This window comes from Acidaminococcus massiliensis, assembly GCF_900095825.1.
GTDB lineage: Bacteria > Bacillota > Negativicutes > Acidaminococcales > Acidaminococcaceae > Acidaminococcus > Acidaminococcus massiliensis.
The window spans coordinates 2,470,076-2,490,016 of sequence record NZ_LT608315.1; the positions used below are offsets into that span (position 1 = coordinate 2,470,076).

19 protein-coding genes, 1 tRNA gene and 1 pseudogene are annotated in these 19,941 nt (G+C 56.2%); 5 read left to right on the forward strand and 16 right to left on the reverse strand.

The features are described 5' to 3' along the window. From BQ2657_RS11895 to BQ2657_RS11905, 3 genes are read right to left on the reverse strand one after another with little or no spacing between them, the layout of a single operon-like run. Positions 1-1,047 (reverse strand): DNA polymerase III subunit, encoded by a 1,047-nt coding sequence (locus tag BQ2657_RS11895; RefSeq protein WP_075580809.1) that lies wholly within the window; start codon positions 1,045-1,047, stop codon positions 1-3. Between the two features lie 18 nt (positions 1,048-1,065). Then, positions 1,066-1,689, reverse strand: coding sequence for a dTMP kinase (gene tmk / locus BQ2657_RS11900; protein WP_075580810.1), 624 nt, complete (start codon positions 1,687-1,689; stop codon positions 1,066-1,068). Beyond that, complete coding sequence (locus BQ2657_RS11905; protein WP_075580811.1) at positions 1,686-3,131, reverse strand: aminotransferase class I/II-fold pyridoxal phosphate-dependent enzyme; 1,446 nt, start codon at positions 3,129-3,131, stop codon at positions 1,686-1,688. Before BQ2657_RS11905 ends, tmk begins: the two co-directional genes overlap by 4 nt. Before the next feature lie 160 nt (positions 3,132-3,291). On the opposite strand from BQ2657_RS11905, the gene BQ2657_RS11910 reads away from it, so the two are divergent. Continuing rightward, on the forward strand, positions 3,292-4,080 hold the full coding sequence (locus BQ2657_RS11910) for an HAD-IIA family hydrolase (RefSeq protein ID WP_075580812.1): 789 nt from the start codon (positions 3,292-3,294) through the stop codon (positions 4,078-4,080). Positions 4,081-4,164: 84 nt separating this feature from the next. On the opposite strand, the gene BQ2657_RS11915 is transcribed toward BQ2657_RS11910, so the two are convergent. Together BQ2657_RS11915 and BQ2657_RS11920 are read right to left on the reverse strand one after the other, a co-directional pair. Then, positions 4,165-4,255, reverse strand: a tRNA-Ser gene (locus BQ2657_RS11915). A gap of 96 nt (positions 4,256-4,351) precedes the next feature. Further along, positions 4,352-5,119 carry a basic amino acid ABC transporter substrate-binding protein gene (locus BQ2657_RS11920; protein ID WP_075580813.1) on the reverse strand — a complete coding sequence of 256 codons (768 nt, stop codon included), beginning with the start codon at positions 5,117-5,119 and terminating at the stop codon, positions 4,352-4,354. Positions 5,120-5,548: 429 nt separating this feature from the next. Between BQ2657_RS11920 and BQ2657_RS11925 the strand changes: the two genes are divergently transcribed. From BQ2657_RS11925 to BQ2657_RS11935, 3 genes and pseudogenes are all read left to right on the forward strand, one after another. Next, a complete protein-coding gene (locus BQ2657_RS11925; RefSeq protein ID WP_075580814.1) occupies positions 5,549-6,148 on the forward strand; it encodes an HD-GYP domain-containing protein in 600 nt (199 codons plus the stop codon). Between the two features lie 56 nt (positions 6,149-6,204). Next, positions 6,205-6,459, forward strand: a complete 255-nt coding sequence (locus BQ2657_RS11930) for a TIGR03905 family TSCPD domain-containing protein (protein ID WP_075580815.1) — start codon at positions 6,205-6,207, stop codon at positions 6,457-6,459. A 275-nt stretch (positions 6,460-6,734) separates the two neighbouring features. Beyond that, positions 6,735-7,468 (forward strand): annotated as a pseudogene (locus BQ2657_RS11935) (DUF554 domain-containing protein). 37 nt (positions 7,469-7,505) lie between these two features. Here BQ2657_RS11935 and alr read toward each other — a convergent pair. Further along, entirely contained in the window at positions 7,506-8,675 is a 1,170-nt protein-coding gene (alr, locus tag BQ2657_RS11940) for an alanine racemase (protein WP_075580816.1), read from the reverse strand. A 92-nt stretch (positions 8,676-8,767) separates the two neighbouring features. Next, positions 8,768-9,772: a nucleoside hydrolase gene (locus BQ2657_RS11945; protein WP_232709110.1), complete on the reverse strand. Its 1,005-nt coding sequence runs from the start codon at positions 9,770-9,772 to the stop codon at positions 8,768-8,770. A gap of 168 nt (positions 9,773-9,940) precedes the next feature. Here BQ2657_RS11945 and BQ2657_RS11950 point away from each other — a divergent pair, with 168 nt between their 5' ends. Beyond that, positions 9,941-10,549 (forward strand): PH domain-containing protein, encoded by a 609-nt coding sequence (locus tag BQ2657_RS11950; RefSeq protein ID WP_075580818.1) that lies wholly within the window; start codon positions 9,941-9,943, stop codon positions 10,547-10,549. A 51-nt stretch (positions 10,550-10,600) separates the two neighbouring features. On the opposite strand, the gene BQ2657_RS11955 is transcribed toward BQ2657_RS11950, so the two are convergent. From BQ2657_RS11955 to BQ2657_RS11995, 9 genes are all read right to left on the reverse strand, one after another. Beyond that, on the reverse strand, positions 10,601-11,203 hold the full coding sequence (locus tag BQ2657_RS11955; RefSeq protein WP_075580819.1) for a nitroreductase family protein: 603 nt from the start codon (positions 11,201-11,203) through the stop codon (positions 10,601-10,603). Between the two features lie 220 nt (positions 11,204-11,423). Next, positions 11,424-13,031 (reverse strand): spermidine synthase, encoded by a 1,608-nt coding sequence (locus BQ2657_RS11960; RefSeq protein WP_075580820.1) that lies wholly within the window; start codon positions 13,029-13,031, stop codon positions 11,424-11,426. 110 nt (positions 13,032-13,141) lie between these two features. Continuing rightward, on the reverse strand, positions 13,142-14,023 hold the full coding sequence (gene galU, locus BQ2657_RS11965) for a UTP--glucose-1-phosphate uridylyltransferase GalU (RefSeq protein WP_075580821.1): 882 nt from the start codon (positions 14,021-14,023) through the stop codon (positions 13,142-13,144). Then, complete coding sequence (gene pth / locus BQ2657_RS11970; RefSeq protein ID WP_075580822.1) at positions 14,020-14,655, reverse strand: aminoacyl-tRNA hydrolase; 636 nt, start codon at positions 14,653-14,655, stop codon at positions 14,020-14,022. Before pth ends, galU begins: the two co-directional genes overlap by 4 nt. Positions 14,656-14,714: 59 nt before the next feature. Continuing rightward, positions 14,715-15,680: a ribose-phosphate diphosphokinase gene (locus tag BQ2657_RS11975; RefSeq protein WP_075580823.1), complete on the reverse strand. Its 966-nt coding sequence runs from the start codon at positions 15,678-15,680 to the stop codon at positions 14,715-14,717. 77 nt (positions 15,681-15,757) lie between these two features. Next, on the reverse strand, positions 15,758-17,131 hold the full coding sequence (gene glmU, locus BQ2657_RS11980; protein WP_075580824.1) for a bifunctional UDP-N-acetylglucosamine diphosphorylase/glucosamine-1-phosphate N-acetyltransferase GlmU: 1,374 nt from the start codon (positions 17,129-17,131) through the stop codon (positions 15,758-15,760). Between the two features lie 21 nt (positions 17,132-17,152). After that, positions 17,153-18,364 carry a threonine ammonia-lyase gene (gene ilvA / locus BQ2657_RS11985; RefSeq protein ID WP_075580825.1) on the reverse strand — a complete coding sequence of 404 codons (1,212 nt, stop codon included), beginning with the start codon at positions 18,362-18,364 and terminating at the stop codon, positions 17,153-17,155. Positions 18,365-18,414: 50 nt separating this feature from the next. Next, on the reverse strand, positions 18,415-19,227 hold the full coding sequence (gene purR, locus BQ2657_RS11990; protein WP_075580826.1) for a pur operon repressor: 813 nt from the start codon (positions 19,225-19,227) through the stop codon (positions 18,415-18,417). Next, positions 19,227-19,940, reverse strand: a complete 714-nt coding sequence (locus BQ2657_RS11995; protein WP_075580827.1) for a GntR family transcriptional regulator — start codon at positions 19,938-19,940, stop codon at positions 19,227-19,229. Before BQ2657_RS11995 ends, purR begins: the two co-directional genes overlap by 1 nt. Between the last annotated feature and the right edge of the window lies 1 nt (position 19,941).

Below are 19,941 nucleotides of genomic sequence, written 5' to 3' on the forward strand. Positions count from 1 at the left end.
TCATATCTCCTTATCCAATTGATGGATTTCCATAAATAATGCTTCTATGGCCATCCGGCGGACCACAAAGGAATTGAGGCCCCGCCGGCAATTTTCGGTCAGTTCCATGGCCTGCCGGATCTTCTTTTCCGACCAGTCGGCGAAGCACAGGCCCAGCCGGTCCCGCAGGTCTTCATTATACAGAGGCTGAGGCAGCCGGCTCTGGAGGATCAGCCCGTCCCGCAGTAGCAAAAGGAGCAGTTCCATCATCACCAGGCTTTCCTCCCGGTCATTCCGGAGCAGCCAGGGCAGCCCGGCCGTATAGACCAGCAGATCTTCCCGGCCCGATTGTTCCAAAAGGTCCAGGATCTCTTCCCGGAGCTCCAGTGCATCCATCCGGAACCATTCCAGGGCTTTTCCCGCCGACCCTCCTGCCAGATGAGCCAGGATGGGCAGTTCCCGCTGCCATTTGGCCTCCGCCTGGGAAAGATCCGCTTCAGCCAAACTTTCCGGCCGGTCGTTTTCTCCCAGCCGGATGGACGCCAAGACCTGTTCCGTTTCTCCTTCTGTGAGAGGATCGAACCGCAGGCCGATGACCCGGGAACGGATGGTGGGCAGCAGCTGTTCCACCTGATCGGCCACCAGGAGGAACAGCCAATACTCGGGCGGTTCCTCCAACAGCTTCAGCAGGCTGTTCTGGGCTTCTTCCCGGAGGGTATGGGCCTTGTCGATGAGACAGACTTTGTAGGGGGACAGCACCGGTCCGAAAGCGGCTTTGGCGATCAGTTCGTGGATGGCATCCACCCCGATGGTCCGGCTCTTTCCCCCCGGCTCCACTTCGATGAAGTCCGGGTGGCTGTCGTTTTCCATGGCCTGGCAGCTCCGGCAGGTACAGGGGACCAGGGGATTTTCCAGACACAGGAAACTCTGGGCAAAGGCCCGTGCCATTTTCCGCTTTCCGATGCCTTCCGGTCCGTAAAAAAGCAGAGAAGGGGTCTTCCGTTGGCCTGTCAGCATATTCCGCAAAAATACTTTCTCGGCCTCATGGCCGATGATGGTATCCCACATGTCCCTTCCTCCTGCTGCTCAGATCCATTTCTCCAGTTTCTTGATGATCTCTTCCGTGACCACTTCCGGCCCCGCCAGGGCATCCACTACCAAGATCCGCTCCGGCTCCCCTTGGGCCAGCTGCAGATAGCCGGCCCGTACCCGATCCTGGAAGGCCAGTCCCTGGAGCTCGAACTTGTCCACGATGCCTCGGTCATTCCGCCGCTTCAGCAGTTCCCGAGGATCTCCGTCCAGGAGCAGGGTCACATCGGGACGCAGGCCCCGGGTGGCGAAATCGTTGAGTTTCCGCAGCTGGTCCAGGTCCATATCCCGAAGGATGCCCTGATAGACCAAGGTGGAATCGCTGAACCGGTCGCAGAGGACCACTTTTCCCTCTTCCAAAGCTGGACGGATCACTTGGCTCACGTGGTCGGCCCTGGCTGCCAGCTGCAGCAGGCTTTCCGTTTCCGGAGACAGCTGCAGGGCAGGGTCCAGGACCAGTTCCCGGATGCTTTCCGCCGTTTCCGTCCCTCCCGGTTCCCGGGTAATCAGCACTTCCCGGCCATAGAGCCGGAACCAGCTGGCCAGCTTCTGGGCTTGGGTGGTCTTGCCTCCCCCATCCGGACCTTCTAAGGTAATGAACAACCCTTTTCTTTTTTTCATCGCAATACCTCGATTTGCTGGAGAGAGCTGTCCCGAGGACCGCTGACCAGCAATTTCTTTTTCTGCATTTCCCGGCAGTACCGGATCAGTTCTTCCGTGATCCGCTCTCCCGGCATCACAAGGGGAATCCCCGGCGGGTAAAAGCTGATGGTCTCTCCGGCAATTTTTCCGGCCGCTTCTTCAAAAGCCACCGGCCCATGGCTGGCAAAAAACGCCTCCCGGGGAGTGACCACCATTTCCGGCAGATCAGCCGCCGGAGGCACCGGCCCAAGTTTCTGTTCCGGTTTACGGATCTCTTCCAGCACCCGGCAGAGGGTTTCTCCCACTTTTTCCAGTTCCGGTCCTTCGTCAGCGTAAGTCACCAGCAGCAGCACATGGTCTTCATCCACCAGTTCCACGGCAATCCCCGCCTGGCGGAAGGCCTCCGCCGCTTCTGGACCGGTGACCCCCAGGGCACTCACCTGAAGGGTGATTTTCCCCGGGTCCAGGGCCGTGACGCCCCCTTTGCCCACCAGTTCCTGTTCCAGGACAGGAAGGCCCGGCACCTGATGGAGCCGGCGCCGCAGGGTTTCCGCAGCCCGCACAGAAGCTTCGGCCATGGCTTTTCCCCGCTCTGCCAGCTGGGCCTGGGCCGCATCCAGGGCCCCCATTAGGAGATAATTGGGGCTGGTGGTGGTCACCAGGCTCATGGCTGCTTCCATGGTTTCCGGACGGATCCTGCCATAGCGGACTTGGAGCAGGCTGCACTGGGTCATGGCTCCCAGGATCTTGTGGGTGCTCTGGGCCGCTGCATCGGCGCCGGAAGCCATGGCACTGGGAGGCAGCTGGCTGGAAAAGCCCAGATGGGGCCCGTGGGCTTCATCCACCAGCAGCACAGCCCCGTGCCGATGGGCGATTTCCGCGATTTTCCGAGTATCCGCTGCCAATCCGAAATAATTGGGGGTGGTCAGGAACACGGCCCGGATCTCCGGATCCTGTTCCAAAGCCGCCTCCACCTGTTCCGGGCTCACTTGGAGAGTCAGACGCCACTGAGGATCATAAGCCGGCTGTACATACACCGGCCGCAGCCCACCCAGGATCAGTCCTCCCAGCACGCTCCGGTGGCTGTTCCGGGGCACCAGGATCTTCTCTCCCGGCCCCATGGCTCCCAGCAGCATACTATGGATCACCCCTGTGGTCCCGTTGACTCCCAAGAAGCAACGATCTGCCCCATAAAGCCGGGCAGCCAGTTCTTCCGTTTCCCGGATGCAGCCCTCGGGAGCGTGGATGTCATCCAGTTCGGCCATCAGGGATACATCGCTGGCAAGGGCCACGTCCCCCACCAGATGGCGCAGAGACGGATCCGCTCCCCGGCCTCCCTTGTGGCCGGGGGTATGGAGAGGATATACATGCTGAAGACGGTAGTTTTCCACTGCCGTCAATAAAGGTCGTTTTGCATTCATGGTTTCACTCCTTGTAACGTCTTATTGTACCATATGGATGAATTTGCCTGCAAATTTTACCAAAATTTAACAGGTCCTTTGCACAATTCCCTTGTAAATTTTTCAGGATAAGGGCATAATGTAACACAGAGATTGATTTTTTGGCAACAAGGAGGATCTTATGCGGGATTTGAATATCATCCGAGAGAAAAAAGGCTTCATCAGCGATATGGATGGAGTCATCTACCATGGCAGCACTCTGCTGCCGGGCGTCAAGGAATTCGTGGCCTGGCTCCAGAAAGAAAAGAAACAGTTTCTGTTCCTGACCAACTCCAGTGAACGTTCTCCCCTGGAACTGCGGAAGAAGCTCCAGGCTATGGGGCTGGATATCGAGGAAAACCATTTTTACACCAGCGCCCTGGCTACGGCCCATTTCCTGAAGACCCAGGCACCGGGCTGTTCGGCCTACATCATCGGGGCCCATGGGCTGATGAATGCCCTCTATGATGCCGGCATCACCTATAATGATGTGAACCCGGAATATGTGGTGGTAGGCGAAACCACCGGCTACAATTATGAGATGATCATCAAGGCCACCGAACTGATCCATAAAGGAGCCAAGCTCATCGGCACCAACAGTGACATGACCGGCCCCAGCGACCGGGGGATCATCCCCGCCTGCCGGGCGCTCATCGCTCCCATCGAACTGGCCACTGGGAAAAAAGCCTATTTCATCGGCAAACCCAACCCCCTCATGATGCGGACCGGCCTGAAACGGCTGGGGGTCCATTCGGAAGATGCGGTCATGATCGGAGACCGGATGGATACGGACGTAATCGGAGGTGTGGAATCCGGCATGGAAACCGTCCTGGTCCTCACCGGCGTCTCCACCCGGGAAAACATCAAACGGTTCTCCTACCAGCCCCATTACATCCTCAACGGCATTGGGGATCTGGTACCTGCTAAATAGCTAGAAAGGCTGTTGCATGACGCAACAGCCCTTTTCGATTCACGCACAAAAAAAACCTGCCCACAGGCAGGTCCTGATTTTGAATGGCGGAGTGGGAGAGATTCGAACTCTCGCGGGGTTTAACCCCCCTAACGATTTAGCAAACCGTCCTCTTCAGCCACTTGAGTACCACTCCGTTTAAATCGGCTGACTCGTTTATAATACAGCATTTTATGACTTCTGTCAACACTTTTTTTGAGGGGCTGTTACCTATGCAACAGCCCCCCTTCTTTTACTTAAACCACTTATCATAGATCTTCTGGTATTCCCCGCTTTTTTTCAGGTCATTCAGGGCCTTGTTCAGCTTGTCGCACAGGTCCTTGTTCTTCTTGGCGGTGGCAATGCCGTACATATCCCCCTTCTTGGGTTCCCCTACGGCCTTGGCATAAGCGCTGCCCCCCTGCTTCAGGAAATACTGGAGCACCGGCAGGTCACTGATCACGGCATCGGCTCCTCCGTTCTTCAATTCCAGGCAGGCTGTATCCGAAGTATCGAAGGTCTTGACTTTGGCTCCCTCGATCTTGCTGGCAGCTTCAGCTCCTGTGGTCCCCAGCTGGACGGCAATGGTCTTGCCCTTCAGGTCATCCAGGCTCTTGATGGTGGTGTTGTCCTTCCCCACAATGGCCATCAATCCAGATTCATAATAGGGGTCGGTGAAATTCACTTTCTGTTTCCGGGCGTCGGTGATGCTCATGCCGGCAATGGCTGCATCGATATTCCCCGCATCCAGAGCAGGGATCAAGGCATCGAACCCCATTCCTTTCACCGTCACCTTGTCATATCCGGCCTTCTTCCCAAGGGCCTTGATCAGATCCAGGTCGAAGCCAGTCAGTTCCCCGCTCTTTTTATCGGGGAATTCAAAAGGAGCAAAGGAAGGTTCCGTCCCTACGATCAATTCCTTCTTTTCGGCAGGCTTGCTTCCTGCGTTCTGGCTGCTGCCGCATCCCAAGGTCCCCATCAGTGCCGCGAAAAGGCAAATCGCTGCTAGAATCTTTTTCATAATAATTCCTCCCTCATTCAGCCCTATCCGTATTGTATGGCTTTGATTGGGATTTATTATACGACTCATTGTATTATTATGCAATATATTTTAAATAAAAATACAAAAAAACAACTCAGCTGACCTGGTTTTCGCCCCCACACCCGCCTGCTGGAAGGTTCGCTCCTAAGCCTCATGCTCCCCACTACTGCTTCTCTCGCTTTTCGCGGCAGGACTTACTTCTAAGCTGCACCGTGCTCACAATGGCTTTTCATTGCTTACGTGGATCGTTTTGCCTGCAACTGGCATCGACTTGCAACCACAGACCTGAGTTGTTTGTTCCATTATAAAAGCCCAGCAAAACTTTAGCAACGGGAAATTCACAAAGTCAGAAAATTATAGTATACTGGATAAAGCAAATCTTACCTTAGAAGCAAAGGTCGATGTCCTATGATCACCATTCCCCAATTCCTGGATTTCCCCACGGATACAGATACCAAGGAAATCGTCCAGGGGTTCCTGAAACTGTTGGAGCTGAAGAGCCATGGCTTGTTCCTCCACAGCCAGCAGGTAGCCAATTACGCAGCGGCCACAGCCATCAAAATGGGGCTCCCCCTGAACGAAGTGGGCTGCATCAAGACAGCAGCCCTCCTCCATGACATAGGGCAGCTTTCCATCCCCAATACCATCCTGGCCAAATATCCCTATTTCAATGTCCGGGAACGGGCCGCTTACCGGCGGCATTGCCAGGCTGGGGCCAGCATGCTGGAAAACATCCCTGCTTTTGCCCATATCATGAAAATCATCCTCCACCATCATGAGAACTGGGATGGCAGCGGCTATCCCAAACGGCTGAAAGGCGTGAACATCCCCATCGGCAGCCGGATCATTGCCGTCTGCAATTACTATGACCGGAAATGCAACCCCTGTACCCGCCAGTGGCAGATCGCCGGCTGCAAGAGCCCCCAAGTGATCCGGGACCTGGCCGGGATCCAGTTCGATCCCGATGTGGTCCAGGCTTTCTTTGCTTCCATTTCCAATCCTGCTTGAGAAAGCACAACCGATTTCTCGGTTTGCCCATAAATCATTTTGAGGAGTATGTGCTTATGAAGAACTATACTGTAAAGACCCAGGGAACCTGCGCCCGTCAGATCGAATTCGGCCTGGAGGACGGCAAGCTCCACCATATCCATTTCCAGGGAGGCTGCCCGGGGAACCTTTCCGCCATCAGCAAACTGCTGGAAGGAGCCGATGCCCACCATGCTGTCGAACTGCTGAAAGGCAATACCTGCGGGGACAAAGCCACCTCCTGTGCCGATCAGCTGGCCAGAGGGGTGGAAGAAGCGCTGAAGGAAGAGTGAGAGAAAGAAGTCAGACCGGCCCTGACTGGCCTTGAGACGTCATAACGAGAAGTCAGAAACGGCCCCAAAGGGGCCTTGAAGCGTCAGACGTCAGCTTTTGTTCGGCTTAGATGCAGGTCCGTCCTGCTTATCGCCAACAAACTTATGTCTGACATCTGAAAGGCCCGCAAGGGCCGGTCTGACTTCTTGTCACGTGCTCCGCTCTTCCCTCTCTTTTTTTTACTCCGAATTTATAGTAAAATAGTAATATTACATATTTTTGAGGGGGAAGTTGTATGCCAATCGGAGTTTTGCTGAACGTAGCTGCGGTGGTGCTGGGAGGGATCCTGGGGAATTTCCTGGGGCCGCGGCTTTCGGAAGATTTTAAGGAAAAATTGACCACGGTGTTTGGTTCCTGCGCTCTTTTGATGGGAGTCATCTCCATTACTTTCATGAAGAACCTGCCAGCGGTAGTATTCGCCGTAATCGCCGGCACCATCGTAGGCCTGGGGATCCACCTGGGGGACCGGATCGTCCAAGGATCCCGGAACCTGGAGAAACTGATCAGCCGAGTGCTCCCCGCTTCTTCTGGGGACAGCCTGATTCCCCGAGAGGAATATGAAAGTCGGCTGATCACCATCATCGTCCTGTTCTGTGCCAGCGGGACGGGCATCTATGGCAGCATGGTGTCCGGCATGGCTGGGGACCACAGCATCCTTATCGCCAAGTCCATCATGGACCTGCCCACTGCGGCGCTCTTTGCCTGCGAATTGGGGATCATCGTCAGTTTCATCGCTCTGCCCCAGCTGGTGATTTTCCTGTGCCTGTTCTTCCTGGCCAATGCCCTGCTGCCCTTCTGTACTCCGGACATGATCGGAGATTTCAAAGCCTGCGGAGGCACCTGCTCCTGGCCACTGGGTTCCGCATGCTCCAGCTGAAAGATTTCCCCATCGCCGACATGATCCCGGCCATGGCCTTGGTGATGCCGCTGTCAGCGGTGTGGGCCAATGTGGTGGTGCCGCTGATGTAAAAAAAAGGTGCTGCACGTTGCGTGCAACACCCTTTTTTCACATCCTCAGCATCAATTCCTTTTCCACTACTTTCCCATTTTCCAGGTACACCCGGGGCACCCGCTTGCTGATGTTGCAGGTGATTTCATACGGGATGGTGCCGGCCAGGGCGGCCAAGTCGTCCAGGGACTGGCGGTTCCCGAACAGTTCCAGTTCACTGCCCACATCCACCTTGGGCTTGCCGGTCAGATCCACCATGCACATATCCATGCAGATCCGTCCCCGCTGAGGCGCCTTCCCTTCTTCCGTCACGAAACTGCACCGGTTGGACAGACAGCGCATGAACCCGTCTGCATAGCCGATGGGAGCCACTCCCATGCGGGTAGCCTTGTCACAGGTATAGATGCCCCCATAACTGATTTTCGTCCCTTCCGGGTAGATCTTGATGGTGCTGATGGTGGTCTTCACGGCCATCACCGGCTTCAGTCCCAGCATCCGGGCATGCTCCCCGTATCCGTAGAGCAGCAGCCCCGGCCGCACCATGTCCAAATAGGTCTTGGGGAACAGGGCAGTGGCGCCGGTATTGGCACAGTGACGGAGCTTGAACTTCTTCCCGGTCCGTTTCTCCACCTCATCACAGACCCTCTTGAACAATTCGAACTGATGCCGGGTATAGGCCAGGGCCTCTTCTCCCGGCTCATCGGCCACCGCGAAATGAGTGAAGATCCCTTCCGGTTCCAATCCCGGCAGGCTGCAGGCATGGATGATGCCCGCCACCCCATGTTCGAAATAGTCTCCCTCGCAGATGTAGCCCAGCCGGGACATCCCCGTATCCACTTTCACATGGATTTTCAGGGTGCCGCCGTATTTCACAGCTTCTTCGCTGTATTCCAGGGCTTTGGCTTCACAGGTCACCGCCTGGGTGATGTTGAAGCAGATCAGCCGGTCCACCTGTTCCCGAGGGGTATGGCCCAGGATCAGGATGGGCATGGTGATGCCGTTGAACCGGAGTTCCATGGCCTCATCGATGCTGCTCACCGCCAGATAGTTGGCGCCTAGGGCCTGCAGCTTCTTGCCCACCTGGACGGCTCCGTGCCCATAGGCATCTGCCTTCACCACCCCAAGGAATTTCACTTGAGGCCCGATATGTTCCCGGATCTTATGATAATTGAATGCCAGGGCGTCCAGATCGATTTCCGCCCAGGTGCGACGCAGTGTAGATTTCATATTCCCCATGCTCCTTTGCCTGTTTTCTCCCGTCTCAGAACCTGACAGGCGCTTTTTTTATGATACCACATTTTCCGCCATCCATCACGGTTTTACCGGGAGAAAGCCTTTTCCAAGGCTCTCCACTGGTACCGGGGATTCACCCCCAGCACCCCATGGACCAATCTCCCCTGGGGATCTTCCTGGAGCTGTCCATTTTTGTCCACGGTGATCCGTTTGTCCTCCACGGCAAATTGGCTGGGATCCAGCTGGTACAATATCGGAAAGATGGCTGGCAGCACCGCAGCCGGTTCTTCGCCCGCCTTTTCATGAGCTGCCTGGTTGGCTCGGATCAATTCCAGGAATTCCGGCCACTTTCCGCTGCGGCCCAGGTTCTGGATTTCCTGTTCTCCGATATACTGGGTCCCGGTAAGCTCCCGGGGAAACAAGGTCAGATCCAGCCCGCTTTCCATCACCGCCTTCACGGCCTTGGGATCCTGGGCAAAATTGGTTTCTGCTGCCTGCCCGGGTTCCGTTTCCGTCAGGGAACCCCCCACCAGGTACACCCGGTCGATCCGGCTCTTCACCTCCGGATCCTGGAGCAGTCCTGCCAAGGTGGACAGAGGGCCTGTGACGATGTAAGTGATGTGCCGACATTTTTTCAGCTGCTTCTGAGCCTCTTCCAAATCGCCTGGCTGGAGCGTTTTCCGGTCCCGTCCCTGGCTCTTTTCCTTCAGCACGCTGGCAAGGCCCAGCAGTCCGTCTTTCCCGTTGAAACCGGGTTCCTTGAATTTCAGCTTCCTGCCTTTCCAGGGACGATCGGCGCCCTGGTAGATGGGCAGATCCATCGCAAGAGCCCCGGTTACCAGCACCATATTGCTGCTCATCTGTTTTTCCGGTCCATTTCCATAGGTGGCAAAGGCCAGATCCGGCACCAGGCTGTTCTGTTTCAGCAGGAACAGCGCCAGGGCATCGTCACTGCCGGGATCGCCGTCATAAACCAGCGCGGGGATCCCCGTTTTCCCGGCTTCTTTTTCAGCTACAGCCAGCACGGTCCCCCAAGCCATCTGCCAGGCACAGCAAAAGCCCAGGACCAGAGCCAGCACTTTTTTCTTCACGTTTTCCAAGACATCATCCCTCCCCGCCTGCAGCCCACTGCAAAAAGTTTCCTGGAATAGTATAGTACGGACGTCCTTCTCTGACAAGGCTTTCCCCCTGCCTTCCCAAGGAAGAATATGGTATAATCGGAAGGAACACAAGAATCTCATCCCAAAGGAGAGGTATCCATGGTAGAATCCAATCCCCTGCAGGGGCAGCCTGCAGAAAATGAACAGGAAGAAAAAAGTAATGCCCTGACGGCTGGGACCGAAACGGCTCCGGCTGTGGGAGCCCAGCCCCAGGAAGGAAGCACCCAGGAGCAGCCGGAAGACGCCGGTCTTTCCTCGGTGGCAGAAGCAGCCCGGGCAGCGGAAGCCCTGGCGGGAGGGACGGACCCAGAAAGCCAGGGAGAAGGCGGTCCGGAGCAGCCCCAGGAGGTGCAGGAAGTCCCCAAAGGCCGTGCTGACCGTTCCCTGATGTACTTTTTCTGGCCCTTGGTGGTCACGCTCCTCTATGTCCCTGTGGGCCTGATTTGGCTGGCCTACCGTTTCCTGGAGTACAAGACCCAGCTCCTTCTTTTGACCAACAAACGGCTGGTCCTGTTCAAGGGAATCATCAAAAAGAAGCAGTACATGATTCCCCTGGAGATGGCCGCCCAGATGACCATCGAACAAGGATTCCTGGGCCGGAAAGCCGGTTATGGGACCCTGGTCATCGGCCAGGGAAAAGAAGCCATCCGGTACAATTACGTACGGGATCCGGAAAAATTCCGCCTGCTCTGCCGGACGGAAGCGTGAAAAATGGGGCTGTGAAGAAATGAGGATTCATTTCTTCACAGCCCCATTTTTTCACTTCCTCACCCACACCCGTTCCTTCACGTCCAGCTTTTCGATGGGTTTCGGGTCAGCGGTGGGTTCCCCGAAAGGCATCTGAGCCACCAGGGTCCAGCTGTCCGGCACCTCAAAAGCCGCTTTGACGGCCTGGTCGATGAGGGGATTGTAGTGCTGGATATTTACGCCCAATCCCAAGTCCGTAAGAGCGGTCCACAGGGCGAACTGGAGCATCCCATTCCCTTGGCTGGCCCACACCGGGAAATTGGCTGCATAGCCGGGGAACTGTCCTTGGAGTTTTTTCACCGTATCCGTTTCCTCAAAATAGAGCAGGGTCCCATAAGCAGCGGCGAAACCTTTCACCTTGGCTTCCGTAGGGGCGAATTTGTCCGCCGGGACGATTTTCCGGAGGGTTTCCATCACGATGTCCCATACCTTGTCATGGTATTTCCCCAAGGTCACAATCACCCGGCCGCTCTGCATATTGAAAGCGGAAGGGACCTCCCGGGTCACCTTTTCCACCGTGTCGATGATCTTTTCTTCTGTCACCGGGATATTCCGTCCCAGGGCATAGTTGGTCCGCCGATGGGCCACCGCTTCATAAAAATTCCGTTCCGTCATGGTATTCATCCCCCTTAACTGTTATTTCATAAAATACATTTGATAGGGATAGTATAGCATATAGGTGGGAAAAAAAGGAAGAGGTCAGACCGGCCCTGCCGGACCTTTCAGATGTCAGACGTCAGCTTGTTGGCGATGAGCAAATCGGACCTGCTGCTATGCCAAACAAAGCTGACATCTCAAGGCCCGTCAGGGCCGTGTCTGACGTCTTATCCTGCCCCTACTCCTCCAGCACTCCCCGGATGCCCTTTTCTTTCAATATATCCCGGTACGTTCCCAGTTCCTGGTGGATCAGAGTATCGATGGTACGCATCCCCAACAGTTCCACCGGAGCCCGGTCATCGGTCAGCCGGTAAGGGCCCGGGTGATAAGGTGCCAGCCGCTGTGCCGTCTCTTCCATCAGCTGCCGCAGTTCCAGATCCTTTTCCCGTTTCCCCTGCAGCCTCAGATTCTCCGCCAGATCATCTTCCATCCCAGCGAACAGTTCCCGATTGGTGGCCTGGGGCACATCCGCCATATATACGGCAGGGAAAACGGAAGCCACGGTGTCCGCCAGATAATCGTTGAGGCTCCCCGGGACACTGCCTTTCATATTCATGTTCAGCACCATGACTCCGCCCGGCCGCAGATGTTCCCGGACACTTTGGAAAAATTCCACGCTGGACATGGAAAAGGGAATGGTGATGTCCTGGTAGGCATCCACCATGATCAGGTCATATTTTTTCCGGTCCCCGCTGAGATACGCCCGCCCATCATAGGCCGTGACGGGAATATCCGGAGGCAGACCGAAATAGGTCCGGGCCAGGGCGGTGATCTGAGGGTCGATTTCCACCCCGGTGATCTTGAGCTCCGGAAAATACCGGCGGCACTGGTGGGCATAGGTTCCCGTACCCATCCCCAGGATCAGCAGTTCCGGATCTTTCTTTTCCCGGATCCGGGCCATATAGGGAGCTGCCAGGGCCACGTCGTAATACATCCCGGTAAGCCCTTCCTGTTTCATTTTGATGGACTGGACCCCGAAGAGCACATTGGTAGACAGGACGATGCTGTCCGGCTCCTCCCGCACTTGGAGGTAATTGTAGGTGGACTCTCCCTCATATTTGATTTTCTCCGGATCTTCCCAAAAGGCAAAAGAAGTACTGTGCCCCAGCACACAGGCAGCAAGGAAAATCACCGCTCCCAGGGCCATTTTTTTCCGGGTGCCGCCGCCAGCGGCAAAATACACCAGGGAAAGCAGCAGCAGGATCCCGGCAAACAGCAGGAAGGTAAGACTGGTCCCCAGGGCGGGAATGGTCAAAAAAGTGGGCAGGAAGGTCCCCAGGATGCTGCCGATGGTATTGGCCGCTCCCAGGCGCCCCACGATGCCTCCGGTCTCTTCCTTTTTCTCCACGCAGTACCGAGCCAGGGAAGGAGTCACCGTGCCCAAAAGGAACAGGGGAAAGACAAAGACCGCCAAGCAGGTCACCAGGGCCGCCAGCACCAGGAAATGGGTATCGATAGCAAGGATCAGGAGGCCGGAGATCCCGATGATCAAGTATTTCCCTACCGCCGGGATCAGGGCCAGCCACAGGGAAGCCAGGAAGATCCGGTCGTACAGTCGGTCGGGGTTGGGATCCTTGTCCGCCCTGCGGCCACCGTACAGATTGCCCAGGGCCATGGCGATCATGATGGTGCCGATGATGATGGTCCAGACGATCTGGGAAGAGGAAAAATAGGGAGAAATCAGCCGCTGGGCTCCGATTTCCACGGCCATCAGCGCCATTCCTGCAAAGAATTCCGTCAGATACAGATACAGATGGCTTTCCAGCAGTTTGTTCTTTCCTGGCATAAAAAATCCCTCCCTTTCAGTTCCTGAAAAAAGTATGGAAGGAAAGGGAGAGTTTGTCAATAGAAAGACGTCAGGGACGAAAGAAGTCAGACCGGCCCTGACTTCTTATCCTACTCCATCTTCTCTGCCAGTTCCTTCAGATACTCCCGGAAGGCCGGCCCCAGATCATTGCGCCGGAGGGCAAACTCCACAGTGGCTTTCAGATAGCCCAGCTTGTCCCCGGTATCGTACCGCTTTCCGTCGAAATTATAGGCATAGACGGATTCTTGATGGGCCATGACCCGCAGGGCATCGGTGAGCTGGATTTCTCCTCCCTTGCCGGGCTTGGTCTGTTCCAAGATGTCGAATACATCGGGAGTGATCACATACCGTCCCAGGGCAGCGAACCGGCTGGGAGCCTCTTCCACGCTGGGCTTTTCCACCATATCCCGCACTTTCAGCAGGTTGTGGTCATCGGTTTCCGCTCCATCGATGATCCCGTAGGCGGAAACCTGTTCCGGCCGGACCACCTGACAGCCGATGATGGTGCCGCCGGTCTTGTCATACTGATCCACCAGCTGCTTCAGGGCCGGTTCCCGGTCCCCGGTATAGACCACATCATCCCCCAAGATGACCCCGAAAGGTTCTCCGTCGATGAAATCCTTGGCGCAGAGGATGGCGTCCCCCAGGCCCCGTTGGTATTTCTGCCGGACATAGTGGATCCGGATATCGGAAATTTTCCGGATCTGTTTCAAAAGGGCGATCTTGCCCGTTTCGTAGAGATGTCCTTCCAGTTCCGGGGAAGAATCGAAATGGTCCTCGATGGCCCGTTTGGCATGGCCGGAGATGATCAGGATCTGTTCGATCCCACTCTGGAGGATTTCTTCCACAATGTACTGGATGGTGGGTTTATCCACGATGGGCAGCATTTCTTTGGGCATGGCTTTGGTTTCCGGCAGGAACCGGGTGCCGAACCCGGCGGCCGGGATCACCGCTTTACGGACTTTCATCATTGGGCATTCTCCTTTGTTTCTTCACTGGTAGGTGCAGCCGGTTCCGTGGCCGGTTTTTTGGGAGCCTTTTTGTTGAACTTCTGCATCAGCTCACCTACATCCGCTCCGGCCATCCAGGCTTCCACCGCATTGGCGGCCTGACTGATAGCTTCCTGGATTTTCTCCTTGTCCGCTCCCCGGAAGGGATGGAGCACATGGCTGATCACCGCCTGTTCCTGATGGACGGGATGGCCGATTCCTACCTTGATCCGGGGATAGGCCTGGCTCCCCAGGGCCCGTTCAATGGATTTCAGGCCATTGTGCCCTCCGGAAGAACCTTTCCGGCGGATCCGCAGGGTCCCCACCGGCAAGTCCATATCGTCCTGGATCACCAGCACTTCTTCCGGCGGGATGTGGTAGAAATTGGCGAAATCCGCCACTGCCGCCCCGCTGTTGTTCATATAGGTGGTGGGTTTGATCAGCCAGCATTTTTCCGGCATGCGCCGTTCTAGGTATGCTGCATTGTCCGCCTTCCGCCAGGCGTTCTCCTCCCCCCACCGCTGGGCCAAGAGGTCCGCAGTCATGAATCCGATATTGTGCCGGGTCCCGGCATATTCCTGCCCGATATTTCCCAGGGCAACGACGAGTTTCATTGGTTTTCTCTCTCCTGTAAACGAAAAAAGGGTGCTGCACCGCAGCACCCTTGCACCCTTTAAATCTCAAACAATTGGCTGATGGACAGCTGGTTGTAAATCCGCAGGATGGTCTCTGCCAGGATTGGAGCCACAGAAAGCTGAGTAATCTTCGGATGCTTTTTGTTGGGCGGCAGAGGGATCGTGTTGGTCACGATCAGTTCCTTGATTTCGGACTGGGCGATACGGCTCAGTGCCGGATCCGTCAGGATGGGATGGGTCACGCAGGCATAGATATCCTTGGCGCCGAATTTCTTCAGAGCCTTAGCCCCTTCGCACAGGGATCCTGCCGTATCCACGATATCGTCCACCATGACGCAGATCTTGCCTTCCACATTCCCGATCAAGTTCATGACTTCTGCCACACCGGGTTCTGGCCGTCTCTTGTCGATGATGGCCAAGCCGCATTCCAGCCGGCTGGCAATGTTCCGGGCACGGCTGACGCCACCCAGGTCCGGAGAGATCACTACCATGTCTTCCGGAGCGAAGCCCTTTTCTTTCACATAATCTGCCAGGATGGGACCGCCGGGCATATGATCCACAGGGATATCAAAGAAGCCCTGGATCTGGGCAGCATGGAGATCCACCGTCACCAGACGGGTGATCCCAGAAACCGTCATCAGGTCTGCCATCAATTTGGCAGTGATGGGTTCCCGGCCCCGGGCTTTTCTGTCCTGCCGGGCATAGCCGTAGAAAGGAACCACTGCCGTGATGTGGCGTGCACTGGCTCTCTTGAAGGCATCGCACATGATCAGCAGTTCCATGACGTTGTCATTGACAGCCGGTCCGCAGGTCGGTTGGATGACGAATACATCCTTGCCACGGACACTTTCATTGATCATGACCTGGACTTCTCCGTTGTTGAAGCGGTTGATCACCGCATCGCCAACCGTCGTCCCCAGATAGGCTGCGATTTCACGCGCCAGATCAGGATTGGCATTTCCGGAGAAAATAGCCATGTCTTCGCCTGTTTTATCACCCAACATACAAATTATACCCCCACTGCTTTATAATTTAAATCTATTAAAAAGTATACAACTCATTAAGGTTTGTGGCAACCCCTTTACTTCCTGTTCCGATACTTCTCTGCCCAGCCAGGTATATTCACCTGTTTTCCCCGGGCTACCCCCAGGGCATTTTCCGGCACATCTTTGGTGATGGTGGAGCCCGCGGCGATGTAGCTGCCCTTGCCGATGGTCACGGGAGCTACCAGGTTGCTGTTGCAGCCTACGAAGGCATCGTCCTCGATCACGGTCCGGTGCTTCACCTTCCCGTCGTAGTTCACGGTGATGGTGCCGCAGCCCATGTTCACCCCGCTGCCGATGTCACTGTCCCCGATGTACTGGAGATGGGGCAGTTTGGTGCCCACCCCTACATTGGAGTTCTTCACTTCTACGAAATTCCCCATCTTCACCTTGTCTCCGATCACCGTATTGGGCCGCAGATGGTCGAAGGGACCCATGTGGACCCCATTGCCCACCTGGCAGTCATGGGCGTAGACGAACTGGATATGGGTGTCGCTGCCCACTTTGACATTGGTGAACCGGACCTGGGGTCCCACTTCACAGTCTTCCCCGATTTCCGTTTCCCCTTCCAACCAGGTGAAAGGATAGAGCACCGTATCCCGGCCCACCTTCACGCCTTTTTCCACAAAGGTGCTGTCCGGATCCATGACGGTGACCCCTTCATCCATGAGTTTCCCCACGATCCGGGCGTTCATCACTTTCTGGGCCACAGCCAGCTGCCGCCGGGAGTTGATCCCCATCACCATGTCGAAATCCCCGGTCTTGATGCCGGCTACTTTCCGGCCCCGTTCCAGGCATTCTGCCAGGATATCCGTCAAGTAGTATTCCCCCTGGGCATTGTCGTTCTTCAGGTTCACCAGCAGGTCGAACAAGAGGGGCATTTCCACACAGTAGATACCGGTATTGATTTCGGTGATCTTCCGCTGTTCCGGGGTGGCATCTTTTTCTTCCACGATCCCGGTCACCTGGCCCGCTTCATCCCGGAGGATCCGCCCGTAGCCGAAGGGATCCGGGGCTTCCGCCGTGAGCACGCTGACCCCAGCACCGCTCTTCAGGTGGGTCTCATAGAATTTCTTCAGTTCGGCTCCCTCCAAAAGCGGCGTATCTCCGCAGAGGATCAGAGCCGTACCTTGGGTATCCCCCAAAAGGTCCCGGGCTTGGAGCACCGCATGGCCGGTTCCCAGCTGTTCACCCTGGACAGCCACCCGAGCCCGGGTCCCCAGGAATTCCGTCACCTTTTCAGAGCCAAAGCCCACGATGACGATCTTGTCATCGGCACCGGCTTCATCCGCCGCCTCCAGCACATGTTCCAGCATGGGCTTCCCACTGAGTTTATGCAGCACCTTCGGGAGTTTGGATTTCATCCGGGTCCCCTTCCCCGCTGCCAGGATAATTGCCGCCAATTCAGACATGATTCCTTGCCTCCTAAAAATTTATCGCATTTCGATCTTGTAGCCGGCTTTGCGCAGGGTATCGGCCACTTCCTTGGCATGCTGCGCATTCCGGGTCTCCAGATCCAGCTCCACACGGGTCACGCCCAGAGGGACGGAACGGTCCGCCCGGTCGTGGTTGATGTAGAGGATGTTGATCTTCATTTCTTCCAGATAGCTGACGAACTTCAGCAGTTCACCAGGGCGGTCCATCATCCAGGTCACCAATTTCACCCGGCGTCCGGTCCGCACCAGCCCCCGTTCGATGATCTGGGAAATGGTGTTCACGTCGATGTTCCCGCCGCTGACCACCGCAGCCGCCCGGTCGCTGCCCGGTACGATATGGTGGAGCAGGGCTGCCAGAGGCGCGGCTCCGGCTCCTTCCACCACCATCTTCCCCCGTTCCAGCATCAGCAGCATGGCAGCGCAGATGTCTTCTTCATTGACCAGGAGCATGTCATCCACATATTGGCTGATCAGTTTCCAGGTCAGTTTTCCAGGCATGCCCACAGCGATTCCATCGGCGATGGTCCTGCCCACCCCGTGGCTCACCCACTTGTTCTCTTTCTTGCACAGATACATGGCCGGAGCCTGTTCCGTCTGGACCCCGTATACCTTCACCTTGGGATTCACCTGCTTGACCGCAGCCGCGATCCCCGCCAAAAGGCCGCCGCCACCCACCGGCACCACGATGCTTTCGATATAGGGATTCTGTTCCAGGATCTCCAGGCCGATGGTCCCCTGTCCGGCGATCACAGCTGGGTCATCATAGGGATGGACAAAATAAGCCCCAGTTTCCTGCTGGATTTCCTGGGCTTTGGCCAAGGACTCGTCAAAAGTCTTCCCGTAAAGCACCACTTCCGCCCCATAGCCCTTGGTGGCTTCCGCTTTGGCCAGAGGAGCCCCTTCCGGCATGACCACAGTGGACTTGCAGTGGGCCATCCGGCTGCCCAGGGCCACACCCTGGGCATGGTTCCCGGCAGAAGCCGCAATGATGCCCCTAGCCTTCTGTTCTTCGCTGAGGGTCATGATGCAATTGGACGCCCCCCGGACTTTAAAAGATCCGGTCCGCTGGAGATTTTCCAGCTTCAGGTACACCTCCCGTCCACTGATCTGGCTGAAAGTATGGTTGCTTTCCAGCGGCGTTTTATGGACCAGCTTTTCCAGCCGTTCCTGGGCGGCCCGGATCGTATCCAGGGGGATCATTTCTGTCATTTCGTCATCTCTCTCCTTTATTGGGCATTTGCCCTGTGCTGTTTTTTCCCTTATAACAGTTCCGGTACGATATCGATGGCCTTGGTGGCATCGTCCACGCCCCGCAGGGTCATCAGGGAGGCATAATCCGTCACGATCTTCTTTTCCGGCATCCGGCTGGCAATGAAGAGATAGGTCCCCACCACTTCAGCGCCCACTTCTTCCGCCAGTTCCTGCATCCCCCGGGCCGTACCGCCGGCCCGCATGAAGTCATCTACCACCAGCACCCGTGCTTTGGCCGGCAGTGCCTTCCGAGGCAGGGACATGGTCTGGATCTTCTTGCTGGATCCGCTCACATAGCTGATGGAAACGGCCGGCCCTTCCGTAATCCGAGCTTCCTTCCGGGCCATGACCATGGGGATGTTGAAAGCCCGTGCCGTGGAAAGGGCCAAGGAAATCCCTTTGGCTTCCACGGTCATGATGTAATCCGGCCGCAGTTCCAGGGTCCGCTGCATGATGATTTCCCCCAGACGGGCCGAAATCTGGGGGCTGAACAGCAGATCGTTCATGTAGATCATGCCCCCGGGCAGCAGCCGGGAGGGGTCATTCAGTTTCTTGGCCAGGGTCCAGAGGAATTCGTTGTCAGATTCCGGGGAATGGTAGGGAATGAAGCGCACTCCACCGCTGGCTCCCGCAACGGTCTCGATGATTCCCAGGTCATAGGCGGCCAGCCCGTTGCGTACCGTCTGGACATCTTCACTGAGGGTGGATTTGGCCACCGTGAATTTTTCACAGAAATAAGAAAATGGGAATAATTGGAAAGGGTGGTCGTTCAGTTCCTTCGTAAGTGCTACAATGCGTTCCAAGCGTTTGATTCTTGCCATTATGCTTTCCCTTCTTTCTTGTCTTTCGCAGACTGTTCTTCCTTGGTCTCAATGACCTTCAGCAAGGTCCGTTCTGCATTTTCCATGTGGATCCGCACCGCTCTCTGGGCTTTTTCCACATTCCGCTCTGCCAGGGCATCGATGATGTTCTGGTGTTCTTTGATCATGTCCACCAGACGTCCGGGATAGGGCATGGAGCGTCCCCGGATGGCCGTGATCTGTTCCCGCAGATTGCTGATGATGTTCATGCACCGCCGGTTCCGGCTGGCCCGGTAGATTACATCATGGAAAGCGGTATCGTTTTCGATGATCTTCGGGTAATTCCGGGCATCGATCAGAGGGATGTCCGCGTCCAACAGGACCTGCATCTCTTTGACTTCTTCATCACTGATCCGTTCTGCAGCCAGTCCAGCCGCCAGCACATCCAGAGCCGTCCGGATCTGGTAGACTTCGTTGATGTCTTGGATGGAAATATCCGCCACATAAGCGCCCCGGCGGGGGATCATGACCACCAGCCCTTCCAGCTCCATTTTCCGGATGGCTTCCCGGACGGGGGTCCGGCTTACGCCCATTTCTTCCGCCAGCTGCAGTTCCATCAGCCGCATCCCGGCCGGGAACTGGCCGCTGACGATGGCCTGTCGGATATTGTCCACCACCACATCCCGCAAAGGTCTGTAACTGTCCAAAGGAATCTTGTTCAAATGCTGCACCATG

Coding starts and splice junctions, on each gene's coding strand:
- glmU (WP_075580824.1), bottom strand. CDS start 17,131: ATGTCTGAATTGGCGGCAATTATCCTGGCAGCGGGGAAGGGGACCCGG.
- ilvA (WP_075580825.1), bottom strand. CDS start 18,364: ATGACAGAAATGATCCCCCTGGATACGATCCGGGCCGCCCAGGAACGG.
- BQ2657_RS11905 (WP_075580811.1), bottom strand. CDS start 3,131: ATGAATGCAAAACGACCTTTATTGACGGCAGTGGAAAACTACCGTCTT.
- BQ2657_RS11960 (WP_075580820.1), bottom strand. CDS start 13,031: ATGCCAGGAAAGAACAAACTGCTGGAAAGCCATCTGTATCTGTATCTG.
- BQ2657_RS11930 (WP_075580815.1), top strand. CDS start 6,205: ATGAAGAACTATACTGTAAAGACCCAGGGAACCTGCGCCCGTCAGATC.
- BQ2657_RS11910 (WP_075580812.1), top strand. CDS start 3,292: ATGCGGGATTTGAATATCATCCGAGAGAAAAAAGGCTTCATCAGCGAT.
- alr (WP_075580816.1), bottom strand. CDS start 8,675: ATGAAATCTACACTGCGTCGCACCTGGGCGGAAATCGATCTGGACGCC.
- BQ2657_RS11920 (WP_075580813.1), bottom strand. CDS start 5,119: ATGAAAAAGATTCTAGCAGCGATTTGCCTTTTCGCGGCACTGATGGGG.
- BQ2657_RS11925 (WP_075580814.1), top strand. CDS start 5,549: ATGATCACCATTCCCCAATTCCTGGATTTCCCCACGGATACAGATACC.
- purR (WP_075580826.1), bottom strand. CDS start 19,227: ATGGCAAGAATCAAACGCTTGGAACGCATTGTAGCACTTACGAAGGAA.
- BQ2657_RS11975 (WP_075580823.1), bottom strand. CDS start 15,680: ATGTTGGGTGATAAAACAGGCGAAGACATGGCTATTTTCTCCGGAAAT.
- BQ2657_RS11955 (WP_075580819.1), bottom strand. CDS start 11,203: ATGACGGAACGGAATTTTTATGAAGCGGTGGCCCATCGGCGGACCAAC.
- BQ2657_RS11950 (WP_075580818.1), top strand. CDS start 9,941: ATGGTAGAATCCAATCCCCTGCAGGGGCAGCCTGCAGAAAATGAACAG.
- BQ2657_RS11895 (WP_075580809.1), bottom strand. CDS start 1,047: ATGTGGGATACCATCATCGGCCATGAGGCCGAGAAAGTATTTTTGCGG.
- BQ2657_RS11995 (WP_075580827.1), bottom strand. CDS start 19,940: ATGGTGCAGCATTTGAACAAGATTCCTTTGGACAGTTACAGACCTTTG.
- tmk (WP_075580810.1), bottom strand. CDS start 1,689: ATGAAAAAAAGAAAAGGGTTGTTCATTACCTTAGAAGGTCCGGATGGG.
- galU (WP_075580821.1), bottom strand. CDS start 14,023: ATGATGAAAGTCCGTAAAGCGGTGATCCCGGCCGCCGGGTTCGGCACC.
- pth (WP_075580822.1), bottom strand. CDS start 14,655: ATGAAACTCGTCGTTGCCCTGGGAAATATCGGGCAGGAATATGCCGGG.